Origin of the sequence: Paraburkholderia sp. RL17-380-BIE-A, from assembly GCF_046028085.1 — a bacterium.
Lineage (GTDB): Bacteria > Pseudomonadota > Gammaproteobacteria > Burkholderiales > Burkholderiaceae > Paraburkholderia.
Genome location: NZ_JARESQ010000001.1, coordinates 461,921 through 485,054, shown reverse-complemented (window position 1 = coordinate 485,054; position 23,134 = coordinate 461,921). Strand labels below are relative to the sequence as shown.

Sequence of the window (23,134 nt, the reverse complement as noted above, 5' to 3'; positions counted from 1 at the left end):
AACCAGCACACACTTAAAACGACACGACCTTGGCCTTTCAATCGACTTTTCCCTTCGAAACGTCCGCGGCGCGCGCGGACGCTTCGTCCCTGCTGCGCCTGCTGCCGGCCCACGAGGGACACTGGGACGAGTTGCGCGACGCCTCGGGCGCGTTGCGCGAACCGTGGCGGCAGTTCTTCGAGCGGCTGGGCGAAGTCGGCATCGCGCGGCTCGACGACGATCTCGCCTCGGTCGCGCAGCAGATCCGCGACAACGACATCAGCTACAACGTCTACGCGGATAACGGCGAGCCGCGGCCGTGGGCGCTCGACCTGCTGCCGTTCCTGATCAGCGAAGACGAGTGGGCGCATATCGAGCGCGGCGTGACGCAGCGCGCGCATCTGCTCAACGCGATCGTCGCCGATATTTATGGGCCGCAAACCCTGCTCGAGCGCGGGCAATTGCCGCCCGCGCTGGTGTTCGGTCATCCCGGCTATCTGCGCTCGGTGAAGGGCTTCACGCCGCCGGGCGGCCAGTATCTGCAGGTGGTCGCGGTGGATCTGGCGCGCACGCCCAACGGCGACTGGACCGTGATGGCGCATCGCACCGAGGCGCCGTCCGGGCTCGGTTACGCGCTGGAAAACCGCCTGATCATGTCGACGCTGTTCGCCGATCCGTTTCGCGCCTTGCGTGTAAGCCGGCTCGCGCCGACCTATTCGCAACTGATCGCGACCCTCGTGCAGGCGGCGCAGGCCACCATGCGGGACGACGGCGAAGGCGTCGACCGTTCGCCGCATATCGCCTTCCTCACGCCGGGGCCGTTTAGCGAAACCTACTTCGAGCACGTGTTTCTGGCGCGCTATCTCGGCGTGACGCTGGTCGAAGGCAAAGACCTGACGGTGCGCGATGACAAGCTCTACCTGAAGACGCTCGCCGGTCTCGAACGCGTGCACGTGGTGCTGCGGCGTCTGGACGACGCGTTCTGCGACCCGGTCGAGCTGCGCGCCGATTCGAGCATCGGCGTGCCCGGTTTGCTGCAGGTGATGCGCGCGGGCAACGTGATCGTCTCGAACGTGCCGGGCTCGGGCTTTGTCGAATCGCCGGCCTTGCATGGTTTTCTGCCCGGCATTGCCGAAGTGCTGCTCGGCGAAGACCTCGTGCTGCCGAGTGTGCCGACATGGTGGTGCGGCGAAAAGGCGGCGCGCAATCATGCCTTCGCGCGCCTCGACGAAGCGTTCATCGTGCCGACGTGGCCGGTCGCCGGGCGCGATGCGCCGCCGGGCGTGGAGCAGGGCAGGCAGCGCCTGTCGGCATGGCGCGAGCGTATCGAGGCCATGCCGGACACCTACACGATCCAGCAGGCGCAGCGCTTTTCCTGCACACCGCGTTACGAAGACGGCACCATTGGCCGCCGTCCGTCGGTGCTGCGCGTCTATGCGATCGCGGACGTCAACGGCGGCTGGCATGTAATGCCGGGTGGTTTCACCCGCCTCGCCGCTGAACGCCAGACCACGGTGTCCATGCAGTACGGCGGCAGCAGTGTCGATACGTGGGTGCTATCGAGCCAGCCGACTTCGACCTTCACGCTGCTGCCTTCGCCGATGCAGCCCGCCGACCTCGCGCGCAAACACCGCACCGTGTCGAGCCGCGCGGCGGAAAACCTGTTCTGGGCCGGACGGTACGGCGAGCGCGCCGAAAACAACGTGCGGCTGCTGCGCCTGATTCTCGGCTCGCTGGAAGGCAACGACGCCGACGCAATGTTTCCGACCCTGGTCGAACTCGCCATGCATTGCGGGCTCGTGCAATCCGGCGACATGTTCTCGCCGCATTCGCCGCAAGCTTTCGAGCGCGCTCTCGTTGCCAATCTGAGCGAGAGCACCGGCGCCGCGAGCATCGGCCAGAACCTGAACTGCCAGGCGCGCTCGAACGGGGAAGTGCGCGGGCGTCTGTCGAACGATCACTGGCGCACGATTCTCGCGGCGCGCAACGACTTCCGCGACGCGTTGCAGACACTGATGCCCGCTCCTGGGTACAGCGGTGGGGGATCGCAAGGCAACGGCAATAGCAACGGCAACGGCAACGGCCGTGGCGAGCGCTACGAACGTTACGATCGCGTCACGCTGATGAACGCGCTCGAACGCCTGTCGGTGCAGTTGTCGGCGATCAGCGGCGCACAGGGCGACCGCATGACACGCGACGAAGCGTGGCGTCTCCTGTTCGTGGGCCGTCACATCGAGCGCGTGTCGGCGATGACCTCGTTCCTGCGCGTAGTCGCCGACAAAGGCCAACTCTCCACGCCCGCCGGCTTCGACCTGCTGCTGCAGTTGTTCGACAGCACGCTCACGTATCGCTCGCTCTATCCTGGCCGCTTCGAGGTGCCGGCGCTGCTCGACCTGCTGGTCATCGAGCCGACCAATCCGCGCGGCATCTACGGCGTGTACGAGCGTCTGCGCAAGAAGCTCGACGAGATCGCGGTGGCGGCGGGCAGCACGCGGCATCGTCCGTTCGCGGAATTGATGGCGCCCGCCGCTTCGTTGCCTTCGCTCGAATCGCTGTGTACCGTCGACGAAGACGGCGCCTATGCCAATCTGATTGCGGTATGCGATCAGATCGGCGCTTATGCCGGCGCGGCCGCCCACGAAATCAGCGCGCGCTATTTCAGTCACGCCAGCACCGTCGCTTCGCAGGTGTGGTCATGAAGAACGCGCCGACCGTGCTGTCCGTTTCGCATCGCACGACTTATCGCTATTCCACGTATGTGGAGACCGCGCAGCATCTCGCGACAATCCGGCCGATCGCCTGCGCGTGGCAGCGCGTGGTGTCGCACAGCGAAACGATCGAACCCGAGCCGTCGTATCTGAATAGCCGGATCGACGCATTCGGCAACGACGTCCTGTATTTCGCGCTGGATGCGCCGCACGAGCGCTTGCAACTCGTCAGCGAAACCACGGTGGCGCTCACGCCGCGCTGGACCGACCTCGATCCCGAGGCGACACCCGAATGGGACGACGTGTCCGACGCGCTGCGGTTTCGCGTCGGCGGGCAGTTCCGGCCCGAGGTGGAGTTCTGTTTCGCGTCGCCGAACATCGTGCCGCGGCCGTCGCTGCGCGCCTATGCATTGCCGAGCTTTCCGCCCGGCATGCCGATTGCCGCGGGCGCGATCGATCTGATGCACCGCATTCACGAAGACTTCGCCTACAAACCTTCCGCGACGATGTTCGATACCCCCGCTGAACGCGCCTTCGAACTGAAGAGCGGCGTGTGCCAGGACTTCGCGCAGGTGATGATCGGCTGCTTGCGCTCGCTGGGATTGCCGGCGCGCTACGTGAGCGGTTATCTGCGCAACGATCCGCCGCCTGGGCAGCCGCGTTTGATCGGCGCGGACGCGTCCCATGCGTGGGTGTCGGTGCATTGCCCCGGCAGCGGCTGGATCGATCTCGATCCGACCAACGACGTGCTCGCCGATGTGGATCACGTGACGCTTGCGATCGGCCGCGATTACAGCGACGTGTCCTTGCTGCGCGGGATGATTCTCGGCGGCGGCGCGCACCGGGTGGAAGTGGGTGTGACGGTTCTCGCGCTTTAGCCGCGGGCCGCATGCGGAGGGCCATTTCCAGCGGCTATTCCAGATAGCTTTTTTCTAGCGATCGACAACGTTCCCCAACTTGCGTCGCGACGCATTCGTGTCGCGACTTCGCCGCTCACTTCTGAGCCGCGCTGATCCCACCTCGACAGACGCCTTCGCTCGGTGGATGGCCATTCCTTCCGTCGCCGGTATCGCCCGTAATTCCTACGACATCTTTGGGAAAGTTCCGACTTTTTCTCAGTGAAATCGTATAGCTGACGAGATCGTCAACGCGGATACTTTCACACGTTGCCGCGTGCCTACCGCCGCGCGCAGAACAAACGTTGATAGTTGAAATGGCGGCAAAAAGACATTCCGAATTCACCCGAGGATTGAGCAGACGAGCGCGGCGGCGCACGCATGCGCTGATGTTCGGTGCGCTCGGCGCCTGTGTGTCGGCGCCGGGGCATGCGCAGACCATCACCGGCGCCGGTGCGCAGTTCAACGATCAGCGTGACGATGGCGCGAATGCTTCCGCTATGGAGTCGGGACAGGCGGCGCCCGGGAGTGAATCGCTAGTAACCGCGCATGCGGAAAGTCCGTCGGCGGCGCTTGGTTACGCGCTCAATACGTTTCGCACCTCGGGGCAAGGGGCGGCGGATACACAGCGTTACTTTGGCTTTAACGCAGGCGTCAATATCGGCGGTTGGCAAGTGCACGAGCGCGGTGCGGTCCAGTCCATGACGGGGCGAGGCACGTCATATCAGAACATCGCGACTTATCTGCAGCGAGACATTCCGTCGTTGAAAACCCGGCTTGCTCTTGGCGACCAGTTCACGGACGGCGCTGTGTTCGACAGCATCGGCGTGCGTGGCGTAAAGGTGGAGAGCGTCGATAGCGCGGTGCCCGAGGTCGTGTCCGGCTATGCGCCGATGGTGCGCGGCGTGGCAATGTCGAATGCGCTGGTCACTGTGACGCAGAACGGCAACCGCTTATACGAAACCACGGTTGCGCCGGGGCCGTTTGAAATCAACGACGTCGCGGCAACCGGTTATGGCGGCAATCTGCTTGTCACCGTGACGGAAGCCGACGGCAGTCAGCACAGTTTCACCGTGCCATACCCTTCGGCCGTGCCGCTTTTGCGTCAGGACTCGACGCGATTCAGCGTCGCCGGTGGTGTGGCGCGTGACCCGCAGATCAAGCGCCACGACGCGATGCTGCAGGGCACGATCCAGCACGGCTTCAGCGGTTCGGTAACGGGCTACGGCGGGGCGGTTGCTGCGGACGGTTATCTGTCCGGCTTGATCGGTGCGGCGATCCGCACGCCGATCGGCGCGCTGTCGGCCGACATCTCGGCGGCTCAGGCCGACGCGCCGCAATCGCAAAGCACGCGTGGTGCAAGCCTGCGCATCGGCTATAGCAAGTTCATCGAGCCGACGAATACGAACGTTTCGATCGCCGCGTATGGCTACTCATCAGGCGGCTTCCTCTCGCTGCGCGACGCGCTGCTTACACGTGAGGTGGCGTCGGCGGGTTCCGGCGTAAACGGCGTCGGACATCGGCGCAGCCAGATGCAGATTGCGCTGAACCAGCGCCTCGGCGGCGCTGCCGGTACGCTTTATGTGGTCGGCTCGACGTCGGACTACTGGAACCATTCGGGATCCGAAACGGAGTTTCAGATTGGCTACTCCGGCGCGGTACGCGTGGCCAATGCGAATCTGAATTACACCGTATCGGCTTCGCGGCAGCGCACCGGCTTGACCGGACCCATGAGCAACCAGTTGTTCGCCACCGTCTCCGTGCCGCTTGGCAAGGCGGAGCATGCTCCGCTGCTGTCGGCGGGCTTGATGCATGACAGTCACGCCAACTGGTCCGAGCAGGCAATCCTTGCTGGTTCCGCGGGTGCTGCGGATGAACTGAAGTACGGCATGTACGGGACGCACTCGGAGCGCTCGAGCATCGGTGGCGGCAATGTCCAGTACCACAGTCCCTACGCGACTTTCGGAGCAAGCGCGAGTGGCGGTTCCGGCTATTCGCAGGTGGCGGCGAACATTCGGGGCTCGGTGTTTGCTCGCAGAGAAGGCATCACGATTACCGAAGCACCAGAAGACAAAGCCGACACCCTCCAACCGAAGGGCGGCCTGGACGCCGGCGCGTCGGCGAACCCGGACCTGAGCGCGGGCAGTCCCGGCCATGCGGCCGTGCCGCACCTGCTGCCCGGCAGCGCGGATCCGATTGAAGTCGGTCCTCAGAGCGCTCGGCCCGACAGCAAGGTTGAGCCAACCAGCCTGGAGCCAGCGCCGCCGTTGAATGCGGTAGTCGTGACGCGCCAGTCTGCGAGCGACAACATTGCTTCGAATGTCGCAACGGTTGACCAGACAGAAGGGGCGGAACGGCTGATGTTGTTCATGAATGCGGTGCCCATGAAGGTGTATGCACGCAATGCGGTTGTCTCATGGTCGGATGTCGAGCGTGGGAACGGGCATCACTAGTTTCACCCGGGGCGCGCCTACAGGATTGACCGGGTGGCTGAAGAATTCAAGGATTGGCCGAGCTTCGCAAGAGGCAAAGCCATGTTTTGAAGGGCGTAGTTAGAAGTAGACGTAGAAGTTGTAGTTATCCTAATTTTAAATTTTTTATCTCAAGGCAAGAAAATGCAAAAGATCGATCGTAACGCACTGGCTCAATCGGAAATCGCCGGCGGCTGCTGCAAGTGCTGCTGTGCTCCGGCAAGCTCGGCGTCGAAGTCCGCAGCACCGACCGCGGCGCCGGCAGCAGCTCCGGCAGCCAAGCCGGTCGCGCGCAGCTAAGCAGCGTCGCAATGACGGTGTAAGGACGGGCTGATTGCCCGCTCACCGTCTCGCGAAGCCCGGTCGTTCAAGATCGGGCTTCGCGTCCGGACAACGAATCATGGCGTTCCCGTGGAACGGCTGTATCACCGTGACGAAGGAACGAGCATGCGGTTATTCATAGCGTTGCGTGGGTTGCCTGCCGCTTTCAGGCGCGGCGCGAGACAGAGCCGCGACCGCCTACAAGGCGCTTGCCTTTCGCGCATTCCTTTGCGCGCGATCGAGCCGCTTGCAATGACCGCATGGTATGTGCGGAGTCGCTTCAACGCGAGGCTCCGCTGGAGCGGTATCGAGCGGCGGGAAGTCGGGCGCGACGTATTGAAGCTCGACCATCTCGACAATCGCCGGGTGCTGCCGGGCAGGATGCTCGAGAAACTGATCGATAAACGGCTTCATTTCGGCCGCCAGCGCAATCGCGCGGAAGCGTGGCCGGATTTGCAGCGTGCCGCGACCGTGCTGGCGCAGATCATCAGGAAGGTGAAGGCCGCGACGCCTGATCGGCCAGTCATCGTTTCGCCATTTCACTACGTCTCGCAATACGCCAACATCTACTTGGTCGACGAACTGCGCAAACAGCTCGGACTTGCGTCGATCGGCGTCGTATCGGGTGTGCCGCAGAATATCTACGGAAGCGATGAGGCGATGATTCCGCACATCGACATCCTCCACACCTATAGCGAAACGAATCGCAGCGGATTGGGTTTGCGCGCGGCGCGCTCGCTCAAACGCAACGGTGTCGTCGTGCTGTTTTCGGATGCGCCGCCGTTCACGCTGAGCGGGTATCCCATGGAGACCGTCGGCGTTTCCATTTTCGGCCGTCCGGCGCGGATTCATAACGGCGTATTTCGCATGGGCGCGCCGCTCGACGCGCTGCTGCTGCCGTTCTATCTGCGCTTCGAACATGGGCGTTTTGGCGCTTTCGTATTCGATCCGCTCGAACTGGCGCAACGCGACGCGCCTCAACGTCTCGCCGATTGCATCGAGCAGGCGTTAAGAGACAACTATGCACGTGCGTTGGCCGCCGGACATCCTTCAATGTACGCATTCGCGCCAGTCAGATAACACACGCAGTCACCGCTAGAAAAGACAGCTCGTCTCCAGCAGAGAGGCGGCAGGACAGTCATGGACCCAACCAGTATCCCGCAGTACAAAGACATTTCCTGGCGATGGATCGCCTATGCCGCGTCGGCGATCGTGGTGGTTGCCGTCGGCTTCGGCTTCCTGCATGAAGTGGAACTCAAGCAGGACGTGCAGTGCGAAATCGTGTCGCCATCGGAAGTGAAGGTACGCGGTTTGAGCGGACTCGTGACCTCGGTATACGTGCGCCCGTCGGAGCGCGTGGCAGCCGGTGCGCCCTTGTTCACGCTGCAGCGTGACCTGTCGCTGTCGAGCGACGGCCGTCAGCGCACCGTGTTCGACTCGCAAATGCGCGACGAACAGATTCGCGTCGCAGACGAACAATACGCCCAACGCAAGGCGCAATTGACCGCACAGCGGGATGCTTCGCTGCTGACGGGTTCGAGCCGTAAAGCGGAACTCATTGCGCTGGATGAACAGATTTCCCAGAACCGCCAGCTTTCCGACGAATCGCAGCAGAAACTCTTGCGGCTCAAGTCGGTGTCGGACTACGTCACCGCGGATCGTATCGAGCAGGCGAGTGCCGATGAACACCAGGTCAAGGTTTCCATCGCCCAGGGTCTGGCGCGCCGCGAACAGTTGCGCGGCGAGATGTCGACGCTCAACGGCGCGCTGATCGACCTCAACGCGCAGCTGAAAGAGAACGACGCGCGGCACGAACAAGGCATTCAGGAAATCCGGATGCGCTTCGAACAGTCGCGCCAGGACGCGACGATCTCGGCGCCACAAGCGGGCGTCGTCACGTTTTCGAAACTCGTGACGGGCCACACGCTGGAGGCGTCCGACGTCGCGCTCGTGATTGCGACCGACGACAAGGGCGCATTGCGGGCGGCGCTGCGCATTCCGTCGCGCCGTCGCGGGTTTGTCGAAAAAGGCCAGATCGTGCGGCTCAAATTCGACGCGTTTCCTTACGCGAAATTCGGCAGCTACGAAGCACGCATCGACGCCATATCGGACACGACGATGCAGTCGTCCCCCTTGCTTCCGGGCATGCCCGGCTCGCTCGCCGCTCAAGGCGGCGGAGACGGCGACTACCTGGCGTGGGCGACGCTACGGGGCAAGACCTTCGACTACGGCAAGCAGCATTTCGACATCTTGCCCGGTATGCGGGCTACGGCGAGCATCGTCGTCGAGCGTAGAACGATTGCCGAATGGGTGTTGGCGCCGCTTTTCCGCATGATCAGAGGCTAATCAGGGGGCCCAGTGCGAACGATTTATCAGAACGAAGTCGCGGAATGCGGCTATGCCTGCCTGGCAATGGTGCTCTCGCATCTTGGCCGCGCAACCGAGGTGCGCGAATTGTCCGCCTTCAGGCCGATCTCGGCGAACGGTCTGTCCTTGATGGACCTGTACGACGTGGCGACCGAATTCGGCCTCGCCGTGCAGGCTTACCGGTTCGACGTGGCGGATCTGCCCTCGGTCAAGCGAGGGTCGATTCTTCACTTTGGCGGTGCGCATTTCGTGGTGTTCGAGAAATGCGGGCATGGCTATGTTCAGGTTGTCGATCCAGCCAGCGGCCGGCGGCGCGTCTCCATGGATACTTTCGTGGCGAGTGTGTCGGGCTATCTGCTCGAATGTTCCGCTACGCCTTCCATGCCGCGCATTCGCGCGAAGTCGCAGGTGCCCGGCGCGCTTGCCCGCGTACGGGCGTTGAACCCCGCACTGCGCAAGCAACTGGCGAAAGTGCTGTTCGTCGCACTGGGCAGCCAGTTCGCGATCCTCGCCATGCCCTATCTCGGCAACCTCGTGCTCGATTATGTGGTCTCGGCGGACAACATCAATCTGCTGAGCGTGCTTGTTCTGACGTTTGCCGGCATCTTCGCGGTCGGTGCGCTCAGCCAGTACGTGGAGACTCGTCTCGTCGAATTGCTGCATCAGCTTACGCAAATCAACATGACCGAAGGCTTGCTCGGTCATCTGTTGCGCAATCCGATGTCGTGGTTCGAGAAGCGCCACGTCGGCGACATTTTTGCGCGCATCAAGGCGCAGGACGAGATCAGCGTGCATGCGACCCGAACCGTGACGGCAATGTGCATCGATATCGCTGTGGGGACGCTCGCACTCGCGCTGATGCTCGTGCAAAGCCGGATGCTGACGGCCGTCGCTCTCGGCATGTTCATCGTCTATCTTGCGGTCGCACTGGGCATGTTCGCCCGCATGCGGGACAACCATGCGCTCGTGCTCGAGACGTCGGCACGCTGCGACGATGCGTTGATCGAGACGATCCGGGCAGCGAGCCTGATCAAGCTTGCTCAGGGCGAAACGCGCCGCACGGCGCTCTTCATGATCAAGTACAAGGAATATGTCGCGGCGCTGCTGACGAGTAACCGGCTGACCAGCGCTCGCGACGCCATCCTCAAGTTGGTCCAGTATGCGGACACGATTGCGATCACCTGGTTTGCCGCGCGGCTGATGCTGGCCGGCACGGTATCCGTGGGCGTGTTCTATTCGTTTCTGATCTACAAGTCGCTGATGTCCGAGCGTCTTGCCCACGCCGTCAATGGTGCGTTTGCGTATTTCATGCTGAGTGTGCCGACCGCGCGGGTGGCGGACATCGTCGAGTGTGAAGAAGAGCGCTACACGCCGCTTGCCGACTGCAATCGTGTGACCGAGATACGCATGTTCGAGCGTATTGAAGTGCGCCATGTCACGTTTCGCTACGGCGTGTCCGACCAGCCGGTGCTACGCGATGTGAGTATCGATATCCGGCACGGCGACAAGATTGCCATTACGGGGCCTTCGGGCGCCGGAAAATCGACGTTGTTCAAACTGTTGGCGGCCGCCGAGCCGCTCCAGGAAGGCCAGATCGCGCTCAACGGCATTGCGTGGCCCAATCTGACGGTCGACGAGATTCGGCGGCATGCCGCGCACATGCGTCAGGGGGACCTGATTCTGCACGGCTCGATCGCCGAAAACATCACGTTGTTTGCTGCGAGTATTGACGAAGATCGCGTGCATGCGCTCCTCGAAGACGTCGGCTTGTTGCAGGACGTCATGCGCCTGCCGATGCGCACACGCACGGTGATTAGCGACACGATTGCGAACATTTCGGCGGGCCAGCGGCAACGATTGCTGTTGGCGCGCGCGCTCTATCAGGGCCGCAGTCTGCTGCTGCTCGACGAGCCGACGTCCAATCTCGATCCGGCTTCGGTGCAGCACGTGGCCGCCTTGCTGCGCAGGCTGACCTGCACGGTTGTAGTGATTACACACGACCGGTCCCTCGCCGCCGCGTTCGATGTTCGATATCGGCTGATGGACGGCGCGCTGGTGCCCGAGACACCTGATCACGCGCATCGTTTGCCGGAGCCGACCTATGTTTGAGTTCCGCCTCGCGCGCCTGGCCGTCAGCCTGTCGTGCGCCATTGCGAGCCCCGCGTTCGCAACGGACCTTCTCACGGTCACGCAACAGACGCTAGGCCGCGACTCCACCCTTGCGCAGGCACGCGCCGGCTACGCGGCGGCACAGCAGGCCGTTCCCCAGGCGCGCGCCGGCCTGCTGCCGCAGATTTCGGCGGGTTGGGGACGCACTTATAACAGCATAGCGGCCGATGGTTTTCCGAAGACCACATACTGGCAGTCGGGATGGACCATCAATATTGCGCAGCCATTATTCGACTGGACGAAGTGGAGCACCTACAAGCAGGCGGATTATGTCGAAGCGCGCGGCACGGTCGAATTGAACGCTGCGCAACAGGCCGCGATTCTGCGGGCCGTGCGCGTGTATTTTGAAGCGCTGGTTGCCGAGGACGAACTGCGGCGCGTCAGCGAATACGCAAGCGCGGTCGATCAGCAACTTCAATTGATCAACCGGAGTAAAGCCGGTGGGGAAGCGACGCTGATCGATCTGCGCGACGCCCAGACCGCGCGCGAGAAGGTGGCGCTCGAACAGATGGATGCTGAAAATACGCTGGCAGCCAGGCGCCGGGCGTTCGAGCAAGCCACGGGCGTGCCGTTCGAGACGCTCGCGCGATTGCCTGACTCGTTGCCCATGCCGCGCCTGCAGCCTGAGGACATCGACGCGTGGGCCGGCCAGGCGAAAGATCACGCGTTTGAGGTCCAATTGAAGCAACTGGATTGGCAGATTGCCAGAATGGAGGTGAGCAAGGCCACCTCGGCGCATCTGCCGTCTGTTTACCTGACCGGAAGCTATACCCCGGCGGGCGCGGCATCCGGCTACTCGCGTCCCACGACGACAACCACAGGCATGCTCGCCATCTCGATACCGGTTTTTTCCGGCGGTGAGACGCAGGCAAAGGTAAAGGCGTCATCTGCTCTGGAAGACAAGGCGCAAGAGGGTCTTGCAGGCGCCTCGCGTGACGCCGAGGCGGCGGCGCGTGACGATTACAGCCGCTATCAATATGGGCGCACGCGAATCGATCTGCTCACGCATCTCGTGGCGTCATCGCGAGAGGTGCTGGCGGCGACTCGGGTCGGCTTCCGGGTGGGTAGTCGAACAGCCAGCGACGTCCTCAGAGCGATCGATGCGCAGTATTCCTCGCAACGCGATTTGCTGGCCGCCCGCTATAGCGCCATCGTCGCGTTGATGCAACTCAAGGGCGACACGGCCGCGCTGAGTATCACCGACGTGGTCCAGATCAACGACATGCTGGTGCGCTGAACCCGAACGGCCTCGACACGAGACAAGCCTCACTGCACGAGCGCATGCCATGAGGCTTGCATCGACAATTCAACCCACGCCGGGCAGGCACACGCCTAGGAAGCCGTGGTTGACCGGATTGTGCAACACAGTGTTCAATCCAGCTAAACTTGACTCTGTGCGTATGCACATATAGACTGCCCTTCATGAACCGTCCTCTCTCTTACGACGAATGCAACTGTTTCGCGCTGCGCCAGGCGGCGCGCCACGTCACGCAAATCTATGAGCGGCATCTCGGTGCCGTTGGCCTGACGGCTGCGCAGTTCACGATTCTCGCCAAACTCGCGCGTACGCCGAATCTGCCCATGGTGGATCTGGCGGATGCCATGGTGATGGAACGCACCACGTTGGTCCGCGCCATGAAGCCTTTGCAGCGCGAGGGGCTGGTAGTAGCCGAATCGGCGGAGCATGACGGCCGCACGTTGCTGTTCAGCCTGACGGACAAGGGCGAAGCGACGTTCGACCAGGCCGCCATTGCGTGGCGTGCGGCGCAGGAAGAGTTTGAAACGAAGTTCGGCCATGCGCGTGCCAAAACGTTGCGCGCCGAGTTGTTCAGCATCACAGGATAGTTGAGGCGCACGCGCTCGTTGATACGAGCTTTAGCGCGCCTGCTTATGTGCATACGCACTCACAAACGAGGAAGTGCCGCAATGGAAGGCCTAATCGACGACGACTGCTTTGCCATCCGCCAGGCTGCACGATATGTCTCACAGATCTACGACCGGCACCTGGCGAATGTTGGACTAACCATTACGCAGTTTTCGCTGCTGGGACGGCTCAAACGCACCGGCCCCATGACGATGAGGCAAATGGCCGAGGCCATGCGCATGGAACGTACGACGCTGGTTCGCACGATTCAGCCGCTGCGCCGCAACGGTCTGGTGTCGAGCGAGGCACTCGGCGCCGACGCGCGGGCGCTGACGATCACGCTGACAGCCGCAGGGGAAGAGCGGTTGAAGGCAGGCCGTGAACATTGGTATGCCGCGCAGGCGGAATTCGAGCATCGTTTTGGCGAGCGGCGCGCGGCCGCTCTGCGTAGCGAGCTGTTCGCCATGACTCGGGATTGAATCCAAGGCCGCGAGTGCGGCACCGGCCCACCGGCGCAATCCAAGCGCCGTTTTTTTCACCTTAACGAGTGCATACGCACATATCGACATCATGTCCACTACTCCAGCGACTATCGCCCCGCCGAGCGCGGCGCAGACCGCCAAACCGGCACGGCGTATTCCGTGGATGTTGCTCGCGATTATCACGGTCCTCGTGGTGCTGGCGCTTGCTGCGTCGTATTGGTTCTTCGCCGGCCGCTTCGTCGAAACGACGGACGATGCATACGTGGGCGGAGATGTCACGGTAATGGCGCCGAAGGTGAACGGTTTCGTCACGGACGTGCTCGTGCATGACAACCAGTTCGTCCACGCGAACGACGTGCTGATCCGGCTCGACTCACGCGATTACGACGCGCGGCTCGCGCAGGCCACGGCGGAAGTGCAGAGCGCGCAAGCCGCGGTGACCGAACTGCAGGCGAAGAAATCCTTGCAGCTCGCCACCATCAACGAGCAGGCCGCGGAAGTCCGCGCGTCCGGCGCCGAATTGACCCGCAGCGCCGCGGACCAGACGCGTTACCGCGAACTGGTGAAGGACGAGGCGGTATCGAATCAGGTCGTCGAACGCGCGGATGCCGATCTGACCAAAGCACGCGCCGCGGTCGATCGCAGCGGCGCCGCGCTGATCGCGGCGCAACGCCAGATTGCCGTGCTCGACGCGCAGATCGGCGACGCCGAGGCGCGCATCGCCACGGCGCAGGCGGCCCAGCGTGTGGCGGCCCTGAACGTGGAGTACACGACGATTCGCTCGCCGATCGACGGTTATGTCGGCAATCGCACCGCGCGAGTCGGCCTGCTGGCGAACACCGGCGTGTCGCTGCTGACCGTGGTGCCTTCGAGCGGACTCTGGATCGACGCCAATTTCAAGGAGGACCAGTTGAAGAAAATGCGCGTCGGCGACAGCGTCGACGTCGATCTCGATGCGTCGAGCAAGCGCATTCACGGCGTCGTGGAAAGTCTGGCGCCGGCCACCGGTGCGACCTTCAGCGTACTGCCCGCCGAAAACGCCACGGGCAACTTCACGAAGATCGTGCAGCGTGTGCCGGTGCGCGTGCGGCTCGAAGCGCCGAAGGACATGCAAGGCGTGCTGCGCCCGGGCCTCTCGGCAACCGTGAAAGTGCATGTCGATGCCGCTCCGGTCGGCAATACGCCGGCGCGCGGATGAGCCGATCATGACTCAAGTTCTCGCCAACCCCGCCGACCTGCCGACACGCACCAAAGTGGCGGCGTTCACGTTGATGTGTCTCGGGTTCTTCATGGCGACGCTCGATATTCAGATCGTGGCGTCGTCGCTCAAGGATATCGGCGGCGGTTTGTCCGCGAGCCAGGACGAACTCTCGTGGGTGCAGACGTCGTATCTGATTGCTGAAATTCTCGTTATTCCGATGTCCGGCTGGCTGACCCGCGTGTTCTCGACGCGTTGGGTGTTCGCGTTTTCCGCGCTCGGCTTCACGATCACCAGCATGTTGTGCGGTCTCGCGTGGGACATCAATTCGATGATCCTGTTCCGCGGTTTGCAGGGCGCGCTCGGTGCAGCGATGATCCCGACCGTGTTCACTACGGCGTTCGTGCTGTTTCCCGGCAAGCAGCGACTGATTGCATCCACCACCATTAGCGCGCTCGCCACGCTCGCGCCGACCATCGGCCCGGTGATCGGCGGCTGGATCACGTCGCAATGGTCGTGGCACTGGCTGTTCTATCTGAACCTCGTGCCCGGCGCCGTCGTCACGGTGATGGTGCCGAAATACGTGCACTTCGACGAGGTCGATCTGTCGTTGCTGAAAAAAGGCGACTACCTCGGCATTCTTCTGATGTCCGGGTTTCTCGGTTGCCTTGAATACGTGCTGGAGGAAGGACCGCGCAAAAACTGGTTCGGCGACGACCTGATCCTCACGTGTACATGGGTGGCGGCGATCTGTGGATTCCTGTTCATCGTGCATGCGTTCACCGCGAAAGAGCCGATCGTCGATTTGCGCGCATTGGCGATCCGCAACTTCGGCATAGGCAGTCTGCTGTCGTTCATCACCGGGATCGGGATTTTCTGCGCGGTGTTCCTGACGCCGGTGTTTTTATCGCGTGTACGCGGGTTTGATTCGTTGCAGATCGGCGTGGCGTTGCTGTCGGTAGGCTGTTTCCAATTGGTCGCGATGGTGGCGTACTCGGTGGTCGCGCGCTTTGTCGATATGCGCGTGCTGCTGGTGTTCGGGCTGGTGCTGTTCGGTGTCGGCTGTTATCTGTATGTGCCGCTGACCAATCAGTGGGGCTGGCAGGAGTTGCTGATCCCGCAGGCGTTGCGAGGCATCGGCCAGCAGTTCTGCATTCCGCCCATCGTGACGATGGCGCTGGGTTCATTGCCGATGTCGCGGCTTCGTTCCGCCAGCGGCCTGTTCAATCTGATGCGCAACCTCGGCGGCGCGATCGGCATTGCGGTGAGCAGCACGATGCTCAACGACCGCCTGAACCTGCACTACGAGCGGCTCGACGAGCATCTGAACGTAGGCCGTCCGGTGGTCGAGTCAATCTTGCAGCAGCAGAGCGCGCACTTCGCGGCAGTGGGGGGCAACGTGCTGAATGCGGCAAACGCCGGGCTCGGCGAACTGCACGCGCTGCTGTTGCGCGAAGCACTCGTGCTCACGTTCTCCGACACCTTTTTCGCCCTGTCGCTGTGCTTCCTGGTCGGCCTGCTGAGCGTGCTGTTTTCGCGCCCGTTCGGCAACTCCGCGCCGCCGCCCGACGCTCACTGAGGAATTCACCATGAAACCGATCCTTCTCAAAGTACTGGCGAGCGCCGCAATGCTGACGATTGCAGCGTGCGCGGTGCAACCGGAAACGCACGCGGATTTGCCGCAGACCGTGAAGACCGTTGCGCCCGCTGCGTGGAATGTCGAAGCGCCGCAAGACAGCGTGAGCGCAAACGCGTGGTGGGCGCAATTCGGCGACCCTGTCATGCATCAACTGGTCGAAACCGTGTTGACCGGCAACCTCGACGTGCAGGCGGCAGTGGAGCGCGTCAAGCAGGCGCAGGATCTGGCGACGCAAGACCGCGCGGCCTTGCTGCCCGAGTTGAATGCGAGCGCGACTGCCTCCGACTCGCGTCAGAACACGCCGCCGCCGCTCGGGTACGTGCGTCAGGCCGGTGTCGGCCTGACGGCCAGTTGGACGCCCGACGTATTCGGTGGCGAACGTCTCGCCGTGCTCGCGGCGCAGGCGCAGGTGTCCGGACGCCAGGCGGCTCTGAACGAGGTGCGCCTCGCGCTCGCGGCGAATACCGCCGCAGCGTATATCGACCTGCGCTGGGCACAATCGCAATTGCAGATTCTGAGCGACAACGAGCAGATTCGCGCGCGCGCATTGAAGCTCACACAGCAGCGTCTGCATTACGGGCTGTCGACACAATTGGATGTCGCACGCGCGCAGAACCAGTTGCAAGATTTGCAGGCGCAGATTCCGCGCGTGCAATCGGCGGTGCAGCACGAGTTGAGTCTGATCGCGGTGTATTCGGGGCGCACGCCGGAAAGCGTGGACGGGTTGCTGCTCGCCAATGCACGCGATATTCCGGTGCCCGCGCAAAGCGTGCCGCAGATGCTGCCCTCGCAAGCGCTGTTGCAGCGTCCCGACGTGCGCACCGCTTACGCGACGGTCGAGCAGCGCGCGGCGGAGGTGGGTGTATCGAAAGCGCAGCGCTATCCGCAGTTCAGGATCAATCTCGCCGACGGCCTGCTGGCCTCGTCCTATCTCGGCTTGCCCACGCTGACCGACAACCTTTTTAGCGCCGCCCTGAACGCGACGAGTCCGATCTTCAACGCAGGCCGCATTACCGCGAATATCGACGCGAGCGAAAGCCGCATGCGCGAATCGCAACTCGGTTTGCAGCAAACCATGTTGCAAGCCCTCAAGGAAATCGAGGACAACCGCAGCGATCTGGTGAGCGGCGCAGTGCAGGTTCAACGGCTTGGCGGCGCGCTGGACGCGTCGGACCATGCGCTGCGTCTATCCACCGAACTGTACAAGGGCGGCGCGTCGAGCTTTCTAGATGTGCTCGCGGCGCAGGAAGCCTTTCTGCGCGACGCCGAATCGTTGAACCAGGCCAAGCGCGAGCATGCGCTCTCGGCGGTCGCGTTGTACCGCTCGCTCGGCGGCGGCTGGGATGTGCCTGACGCGGTCACCGCGGTATCGGCGAATAACTGATGCGCGCGTGTGACCAATGAGGTGTTGAACCAACAGGAGAGAAGCAATGGCGAATCAGCGCGAAGTAGTGATCTGCAATCCGGTGAGAACGCCGATCGGCGCATTCGGCGGATCGTTGAAAGAGGTGCCTGCAACCGAACTCGGCGCAATCGCCGTGCGAGAGACCTTGCGGCGCAGTGGGCTCGATGCGGCGACGCTGGCATCGGTCGTGATGGGTAACGTGATTCAGGCGGGCAACAAGATGAATCCGGCGCGCCAGGCGTCGATTGGCGGCGGCGTGCCGGTAAGCGTGCCCGCGTTGACGGTCAATCGTGTGTGCGGCTCGGGTGCTCAGGCGATCGCGTCCGCAGCGCAGGAGATCCTGCTGGGTCTCGGCGATGCCGCCGTGGCCGGTGGCATGGAGAACATGGACCGCGCGCCGTATCTGCTCGACGGCGGCCGCTGGGGCTACCGCATGGGCAACGCGCAAATCCACGACAGCCTGTTGCGCGACGGCCTGAACGACGCGTTCTCGGGCGAGCACTCCGGCTGGCACACCGAAGATCTCGTCGCGCAATTCGATATCACGCGCGAAACCCAGGATCGTTGGGCCGCGCGTTCGCAGCAGCAATTTGCGCAAGGCCAGGCGCGCGGCGATTTCGAGGCCGAACTGGTCGCGGTGGAAATAGCCGGGCGCAAAGGCCCACAACATTTCACGCGCGATGAGCAGCCGCGCCCCGACACCACCGTGGAAACACTGGCGAAGCTGCGTCCGGCATTTCGCCCGGATGGCACGATTACGGCAGGCAACGCGCCCGGCTTGAACAGCGGGGCGGCCGCGATGCTGGTGGCCGAACGCGGCTTCGCGGAAGCACGCGGCATCGAGCCATTCGCGCGACTTGCGGCCTACGGCGTCGCCGCGGTGGAACCCGGCATGTTCGGCCTAGGTCCCGTGCCGGCGGTAGAGATGGCGTTGGCGCGAGCCGGGTGGCAACTGCACGATGTCGAGCGCTTCGAAATCAATGAGGCGTTCGCCGCCGTGCCGATCGCGGTCGCGCGCAGACTCGGCATTGCGGACGAACTGATCAACGTGCAAGGCGGCGCAATTGCGCATGGCCATCCGATCGGCGCGACCGGCGCCGTGCTGACCACGCGCCTGCTCCATTCAATGCGGCGCGACGGCCTCAAACGCGGCATCGTGACGCTGTGTATAGGCGGCGGACAGGGGATCGCGCTGGCATTGGAAATGCTGTGATGCCGAGTCGATAACAGCGGGGTGCATCGGCGTGCGAACGAGTTCGATGCACCTTGCTGACATCGCGCAGATGCGCGGCGCATCAATCTTGACTGATTCTTCGGCAAAGGATGCGGGCCTCTATTTAAAGTTTTTTCTCCGGGTTCAGTTTCGTTTAGCATCGTTGCCACTTTCACAAGAACACGATGAGACATGGCACTGATTGTCCGAAACATCCTTGGTATTGCCGTACTGCTGCTCATTGCCTTTATCTTTTCCACCAACCGGCGTGCTATCCGCTTACGGACCGTAAGCAGCGCACTGCTTGCGCAGATCGGAATCGGCGCGTTCATTCTTTTCGTCCCGGTCGGCAAGTCGATCCTCTCGGGCGCGGCGTCCGCTGTGAATCATGTGCTGGGCTACGGCAACGCGGGAATCGAGTTCCTGTTCGGCGGCCTCGTGCAGTCGAAAATGTTCCAGGTGTTCGGCGACGGCGGCTTCGTGTTCGCCGTGCGCGTGCTGCCGGCCATCATCTTCGTTACCGCGCTGATTTCGGTGCTGTACTACATCGGCGTGATGCGCTGGATCGTGATCGTGCTCGGCACGCTGTTTCAGAAACTGCTCGGCGTGTCGAAGCTCGAATCGTTTTCAGCCGTCACCACCATCTTTCTCGGTCAAAGCGAAATGCCCGCCGTGGTCAAACCGTTTACGCGCGCCATGACCGGCGCCGAATTGTTCGCGGTGATGTCGAGCGGCATGGCGGCCGTGGCCGGGTCGGTGCTGGCGGGGTATGCGGGCCTCGGCGTGCGTATCGAGTATCTGCTGGCCGCCTCATTCATGGCGGTGCCGGGCGGCTTGCTGTTCGCGAAGATCATCCACCCCTCGACCGAAGCGAGCCGGGTTCATCTCGACAACCTCAACTTCGACGAGAAGCGTCCCGCCAATGTGATCGAAGCAGCGAGTTCCGGTGCGACCGTGGGCCTGAAGATCGCGGTAATGGTCGGCGCGATGCTGATCGCGTTCGTCGGGCTGATTGCGTTGCTCAACGGGATCGTGGGCGGCATTGGCGGCTGGTTCGGCCATCCGCAGTTGTCCATGCAATCGGTGCTTGGCATCGTATTCGCGCCGCTCGCCTATCTGATCGGCGTGCCGTGGAACGAGGCCACGATTGCCGGCAATTTCCTCGGGCAGAAGGTCATTCTGAATGAGTTCGTCGCCTATGCTTCGCTGTCGCCGTATCTGAAAGACGCCGCGAGCGTGACCGCGGCCGGTCTGCAGGCGCTCGATCCGCGTACCATTGCTATCCTGTCGTTTGCGTTGTGCGGCTTTGCGAACTTTTCGTCGATCGCGGTGCTGACGGGCGGCTTTAGCGCCGTCGCGCCCGAACGCCGTACCGAAGTCGCGCGTTACGGCCTGCGTGTCGTGCTCGCCGCGACGCTCTCGAACCTGATGAGCGCCACGATAGCGGGCATGTTCATTACGCTGAATTGAATCGAGGATTGCTGGATGAATATGGAACAACTGCTGGAGCGCGCGGGTGCCGCGCGAGAAAAGGCCTATGCGCCTTATTCGAAGTTCAAGGTCGGCGCGGCGCTGCTGACCCAGGACGGCCAGGTGTTCGACGGCTGCAACGTCGAAAACGCCTCGTACGGTTTGTGCAATTGCGCCGAACGTACCGCGTTTTTTAGCGCCATTGCGGCGGGCTATCAGCGCGACCAGTTTGCGGCACTCGCCGTGATCGGCGACACGGACGGCCCGATCGCGCCGTGCGGCGCATGCCGCCAGGTGATTATCGAACTGGGCGGCCCTGAATTGCCGATTCGCCTCGGCAATTTGCATGGCGCGACGCGCGACACGACCGCGCGTGAACAATTGCCGGACGCGTTCTATCTATGAGCCGGCATAAAGTTATCTACGACACCGACCCAGGTGTGGACGACGCCATGGCGCTCGTGTTTCAGGCGCTGCATCCGGATATCGAACTGCTTGGCCTGACGAGTGTATTCGGCAACGCGACGATCGAAACGACCACGCGCAACGCGCGCTTTCTCGCCGGGCGATTCGCCAAGGGCGTGCCGGTCGCGCAGGGCGCGGCAGCGCCGCTCAAGCGCGCCGCGCCCGAACCGCTCGCATGGATTCACGGCGACAACGGGCTCGGCAATATCGCGTTGAATACAGCGGAGCAGGCCGCACTCGACACGCGCCCAGCGCACCGCTTCATCATCGACACGGTGCGCGCGCATCCTGGGGAGGTGACGCTGCTTGCGGTGGGGCCGCTCACCAACCTCGCTCTCGCGCTCGCTGACGATCCGCAGATCGCCTCGCTCGTCAAACAGGTGGTGATCATGGGCGGCGCGTTCGGCACGGACGGCGTGCTCGGCAACGTAACGCCCGCAGCGGAGGCCAACATTCTGGGCGACCCGGATGCCGCCGACATCGTGCTCGGCGCGGCGTGGCCGGTGGCGATCGTCGGTCTCGACGTTACGCAGCGCACCATCATGAGCCACGATTATCTGGCGTCGTTGCGCGTTCGCGGCGGCGCGGCGGGTCAGTTCGTGTGGGACGTGTCGCGGCATTACGAGGCGTTTCACGAGCAGAGCGCCCAGCTTGCGGGCATCTATGTGCACGATTCGTCGGCCGTGGCCTATGTATTGGCGCCGCATCTCTATACGACGCGCAGCGGTCCGGTGCGTGTGCTGACGGACGGTATCGCGGTAGGTCAGTCCATTCAGAAACCGTCGACAACGCCCGTGCCCGCGCCGGCCTGGGATAGCCGGCCCGACTGCAAGGTGTGCATGGATGTGGATGTGCCGGGCATGCTGGCGCTATACGAGCGCACCATTTGCGGCACGTTTTAAGCGGGCGGCTGTCGTACAGTCGACACATCCAGCGCCTGCGCGGCATCGCGTGGATTGATCCGACATAAGCCGCTGTGCAATGCAACACGCTGCGCACCGGCAATCGTGGCCGATGTCGATCTTCAATCTTTGCTACATTTCTGCACACGCGCTGCATAAGCGTCCCTGAAGCCCTCGCTCATCGGCGCGGCGCGCGTGACCGAAATCTATCAAGAGGCCAAAGATGCGAATTCTAGTAGTAGGGGCGGGCGCCGTGGGCGGCTATTTCGGCGGTCGTCTCGCCGCGGCGGGCCAGGACGTGACCTTCCTCGTGCGCCCCGGCCGGGCGGAAAAACTCAAGCGCGATGGACTCGTCATCAGGAGCGTGCGGGGCGATCTCACGCTGCGCGACCCGCAAACCATTCTCGCCGGCGTGAGCGCCGAGCCGTTCGATCTGGTGCTGCTGAGCTGCAAAGCCTACAGTCTGGACGACGCCATCGATTCCTTCGCGCCGCTCGTCGGCGAATCGACGCTGATTCTGCCGATGCTCAACGGCATGCGCCATATCGAAGTGCTCAACGAAAAATTCGGCGCCGCGCGCGTGCTGGGCGGTCAATGCGTGATCGCCGCGACGCTCAATGCCGAGCAGCACATCGTGCATCTGAACGATAGTCATGCGGTCACTTTCGGCGAACAGGGCGGCGGCACGTCGGAACGTGTCGCGGCGATCGCCGAGGCAATGGGCGGCGCGAATTTCGACGCGCTGGTCAGCGACAATATTTTGCTGCGCATGTGGGAGAAGTGGGTGTTCCTCGCCACATTGGCGGCCAGCACGTGCTTGCTGCGCGGATCGGTCGGCGATATTCTGGCTGCGCCGGACGGCAAACGCGTCATCGAAAATCTGCTGGGCGAGGCCCGCGCCGTGGCCGAACACAACGGTTTCACGATGGGCCCCGACTTCGACGCACGCGCCACGCAGACGCTCTTCACGCCTTCGCCGCTCACCGCTTCGATGCTGCGGGATGTGGAAAACCACTCGCACACCGAGGCGGATCACATTCTCGGCGATCTGATTTCGCGCGGCGGCGACGCGCAAAAGGGCGAGCACGGCTTATCGCTGCTGCGCATCGCCTATAGTCATCTGAAGACGTATGAAGCGAGGCAGACCCGCACGTCCTGAATGAAGCCGCAGCGCGGGACCTGGCAGGCACGGCCATAACAGCCTAAATATCTGAGGTGAAGCATGCCGAGTCCAACAGGATCAGTCCCTGCGCTGAGTGCCGCGTCGGCCACGATCTTCTCGATCGGGATCGTGTTTCTCGGTTACTGGGGTATGTACGAGCCGACCGGCTGGCGAGTCGCCGACATCTTCGTGTTCGCGTCCGCGCTAATCGGCTTTGCTTGTCTCGGGCTCGTGCCGTGGGTCGCGACGAGTCCGGTCGAACCCGAAACCAGCGACAGACGGGTGCGCATTGCGCGGCATCTGTTTCTCGCCGGTGTGGTGGCGATCTGGCTGGCGGTGGCGACATCGGTGATTTTCTAACGCCGCACTTGTACGAATCCATAAAGAACGCGCGCCTTGCAGGTCTGCAAGGCGCGCGTTTTC

18 protein-coding genes are annotated in these 23,134 nt (G+C 63.0%); all 18 read left to right on the top strand.

All coding sequences use genetic code 11. The annotated features are described in order from the left end of the window. The first annotated feature begins 29 nt into the window (after positions 1 to 29). The 18 genes from P0D68_RS02180 (at position 30) to P0D68_RS02095 (ending at position 23,071) form a co-directional block, all read left to right on the top strand. A complete protein-coding gene (locus P0D68_RS02180) occupies positions 30 to 2,678 on the top strand; it encodes a circularly permuted type 2 ATP-grasp protein (protein WP_408300063.1) in 2,649 nt (882 codons plus the stop codon). Continuing rightward, on the top strand, positions 2,675 to 3,565 hold the full coding sequence (locus P0D68_RS02175; RefSeq protein ID WP_408300061.1) for a transglutaminase family protein: 891 nt from the start codon (positions 2,675 to 2,677) through the stop codon (positions 3,563 to 3,565). The genes P0D68_RS02180 and P0D68_RS02175 overlap by 4 nt, the downstream gene beginning before the upstream one ends. 371 nt (positions 3,566 to 3,936) lie before the next feature. After that, on the top strand, positions 3,937 to 6,036 hold the full coding sequence (locus P0D68_RS02170) for a fimbria/pilus outer membrane usher protein (RefSeq protein WP_408467982.1): 2,100 nt from the start codon (positions 3,937 to 3,939) through the stop codon (positions 6,034 to 6,036). A 465-nt stretch (positions 6,037 to 6,501) separates the two neighbouring features. Further along, a complete protein-coding gene (locus P0D68_RS02165; protein WP_408300057.1) occupies positions 6,502 to 7,455 on the top strand; it encodes a lysophospholipid acyltransferase family protein in 954 nt (317 codons plus the stop codon). Between the two features lie 60 nt (positions 7,456 to 7,515). Continuing rightward, a complete protein-coding gene (locus P0D68_RS02160; RefSeq protein ID WP_408300055.1) occupies positions 7,516 to 8,721 on the top strand; it encodes an HlyD family secretion protein in 1,206 nt (401 codons plus the stop codon). Between the two features lie 12 nt (positions 8,722 to 8,733). After that, positions 8,734 to 10,851 (top strand): peptidase domain-containing ABC transporter, encoded by a 2,118-nt coding sequence (locus P0D68_RS02155; protein WP_408300053.1) that lies wholly within the window; start codon positions 8,734 to 8,736, stop codon positions 10,849 to 10,851. Next, entirely contained in the window at positions 10,844 to 12,148 is a 1,305-nt protein-coding gene (locus tag P0D68_RS02150; protein ID WP_408300051.1) for a TolC family outer membrane protein, read from the top strand. Before P0D68_RS02155 ends, P0D68_RS02150 begins: the two co-directional genes overlap by 8 nt. A gap of 185 nt (positions 12,149 to 12,333) precedes the next feature. After that, positions 12,334 to 12,756, top strand: a complete 423-nt coding sequence (locus tag P0D68_RS02145; RefSeq protein WP_091807027.1) for a MarR family winged helix-turn-helix transcriptional regulator — start codon at positions 12,334 to 12,336, stop codon at positions 12,754 to 12,756. An 81-nt stretch (positions 12,757 to 12,837) separates the two neighbouring features. Further along, on the top strand, positions 12,838 to 13,254 hold the full coding sequence (locus P0D68_RS02140; protein ID WP_091807029.1) for a MarR family winged helix-turn-helix transcriptional regulator: 417 nt from the start codon (positions 12,838 to 12,840) through the stop codon (positions 13,252 to 13,254). Positions 13,255 to 13,345: 91 nt separating this feature from the next. Beyond that, the gene (locus P0D68_RS02135; RefSeq protein ID WP_177205157.1) at positions 13,346 to 14,455 is read left to right on the top strand and encodes an HlyD family secretion protein; all 1,110 of its coding nucleotides are present in this window, start codon (positions 13,346 to 13,348) and stop codon (positions 14,453 to 14,455) included. A gap of 7 nt (positions 14,456 to 14,462) precedes the next feature. Then, positions 14,463 to 16,034, top strand: a complete 1,572-nt coding sequence (locus tag P0D68_RS02130; RefSeq protein WP_091809163.1) for a DHA2 family efflux MFS transporter permease subunit — start codon at positions 14,463 to 14,465, stop codon at positions 16,032 to 16,034. 10 nt (positions 16,035 to 16,044) lie between these two features. Further along, positions 16,045 to 17,478, top strand: coding sequence for an efflux transporter outer membrane subunit (locus P0D68_RS02125; protein ID WP_408300048.1), 1,434 nt, complete (start codon positions 16,045 to 16,047; stop codon positions 17,476 to 17,478). A 46-nt stretch (positions 17,479 to 17,524) separates the two neighbouring features. Then, entirely contained in the window at positions 17,525 to 18,712 is a 1,188-nt protein-coding gene (locus P0D68_RS02120; protein WP_408300046.1) for a thiolase family protein, read from the top strand. 192 nt (positions 18,713 to 18,904) lie between these two features. Continuing rightward, complete coding sequence (locus P0D68_RS02115) at positions 18,905 to 20,182, top strand: NupC/NupG family nucleoside CNT transporter (protein ID WP_408300044.1); 1,278 nt, start codon at positions 18,905 to 18,907, stop codon at positions 20,180 to 20,182. 15 nt (positions 20,183 to 20,197) lie between these two features. Continuing rightward, positions 20,198 to 20,587: a cytidine deaminase gene (locus tag P0D68_RS02110; protein WP_091807039.1), complete on the top strand. Its 390-nt coding sequence runs from the start codon at positions 20,198 to 20,200 to the stop codon at positions 20,585 to 20,587. Then, positions 20,584 to 21,549 carry a nucleoside hydrolase gene (locus P0D68_RS02105; protein WP_408300042.1) on the top strand — a complete coding sequence of 322 codons (966 nt, stop codon included), beginning with the start codon at positions 20,584 to 20,586 and terminating at the stop codon, positions 21,547 to 21,549. The genes P0D68_RS02110 and P0D68_RS02105 overlap by 4 nt, the downstream gene beginning before the upstream one ends. A 223-nt stretch (positions 21,550 to 21,772) precedes the next feature. After that, the gene (gene panE / locus P0D68_RS02100) at positions 21,773 to 22,708 is read left to right on the top strand and encodes a 2-dehydropantoate 2-reductase (RefSeq protein ID WP_408300040.1); all 936 of its coding nucleotides are present in this window, start codon (positions 21,773 to 21,775) and stop codon (positions 22,706 to 22,708) included. Between the two features lie 63 nt (positions 22,709 to 22,771). Further along, entirely contained in the window at positions 22,772 to 23,071 is a 300-nt protein-coding gene (locus P0D68_RS02095) for a hypothetical protein (protein WP_091807045.1), read from the top strand. Positions 23,072 to 23,134 lie beyond the last annotated feature (63 nt).

Bases quoted from the DNA above. Each gene is read 5' to 3' on its own strand.
- P0D68_RS02150 (WP_408300051.1), top strand. From the start codon at position 10,844: ATGTTTGAGTTCCGCCTCGCGCGCCTGGCCGTCAGCCTGTCGTGCGCC.
- P0D68_RS02095 (WP_091807045.1), top strand. From the start codon at position 22,772: ATGCCGAGTCCAACAGGATCAGTCCCTGCGCTGAGTGCCGCGTCGGCC.
- P0D68_RS02120 (WP_408300046.1), top strand. From the start codon at position 17,525: ATGGCGAATCAGCGCGAAGTAGTGATCTGCAATCCGGTGAGAACGCCG.
- P0D68_RS02145 (WP_091807027.1), top strand. From the start codon at position 12,334: ATGAACCGTCCTCTCTCTTACGACGAATGCAACTGTTTCGCGCTGCGC.
- P0D68_RS02115 (WP_408300044.1), top strand. From the start codon at position 18,905: ATGGCACTGATTGTCCGAAACATCCTTGGTATTGCCGTACTGCTGCTC.
- P0D68_RS02135 (WP_177205157.1), top strand. From the start codon at position 13,346: ATGTCCACTACTCCAGCGACTATCGCCCCGCCGAGCGCGGCGCAGACC.
- P0D68_RS02110 (WP_091807039.1), top strand. From the start codon at position 20,198: ATGAATATGGAACAACTGCTGGAGCGCGCGGGTGCCGCGCGAGAAAAG.
- P0D68_RS02140 (WP_091807029.1), top strand. From the start codon at position 12,838: ATGGAAGGCCTAATCGACGACGACTGCTTTGCCATCCGCCAGGCTGCA.
- P0D68_RS02165 (WP_408300057.1), top strand. From the start codon at position 6,502: ATGCGGTTATTCATAGCGTTGCGTGGGTTGCCTGCCGCTTTCAGGCGC.
- panE (WP_408300040.1), top strand. From the start codon at position 21,773: ATGCGAATTCTAGTAGTAGGGGCGGGCGCCGTGGGCGGCTATTTCGGC.
- P0D68_RS02105 (WP_408300042.1), top strand. From the start codon at position 20,584: ATGAGCCGGCATAAAGTTATCTACGACACCGACCCAGGTGTGGACGAC.
- P0D68_RS02125 (WP_408300048.1), top strand. From the start codon at position 16,045: ATGAAACCGATCCTTCTCAAAGTACTGGCGAGCGCCGCAATGCTGACG.
- P0D68_RS02130 (WP_091809163.1), top strand. From the start codon at position 14,463: ATGACTCAAGTTCTCGCCAACCCCGCCGACCTGCCGACACGCACCAAA.
- P0D68_RS02175 (WP_408300061.1), top strand. From the start codon at position 2,675: ATGAAGAACGCGCCGACCGTGCTGTCCGTTTCGCATCGCACGACTTAT.
- P0D68_RS02160 (WP_408300055.1), top strand. From the start codon at position 7,516: ATGGACCCAACCAGTATCCCGCAGTACAAAGACATTTCCTGGCGATGG.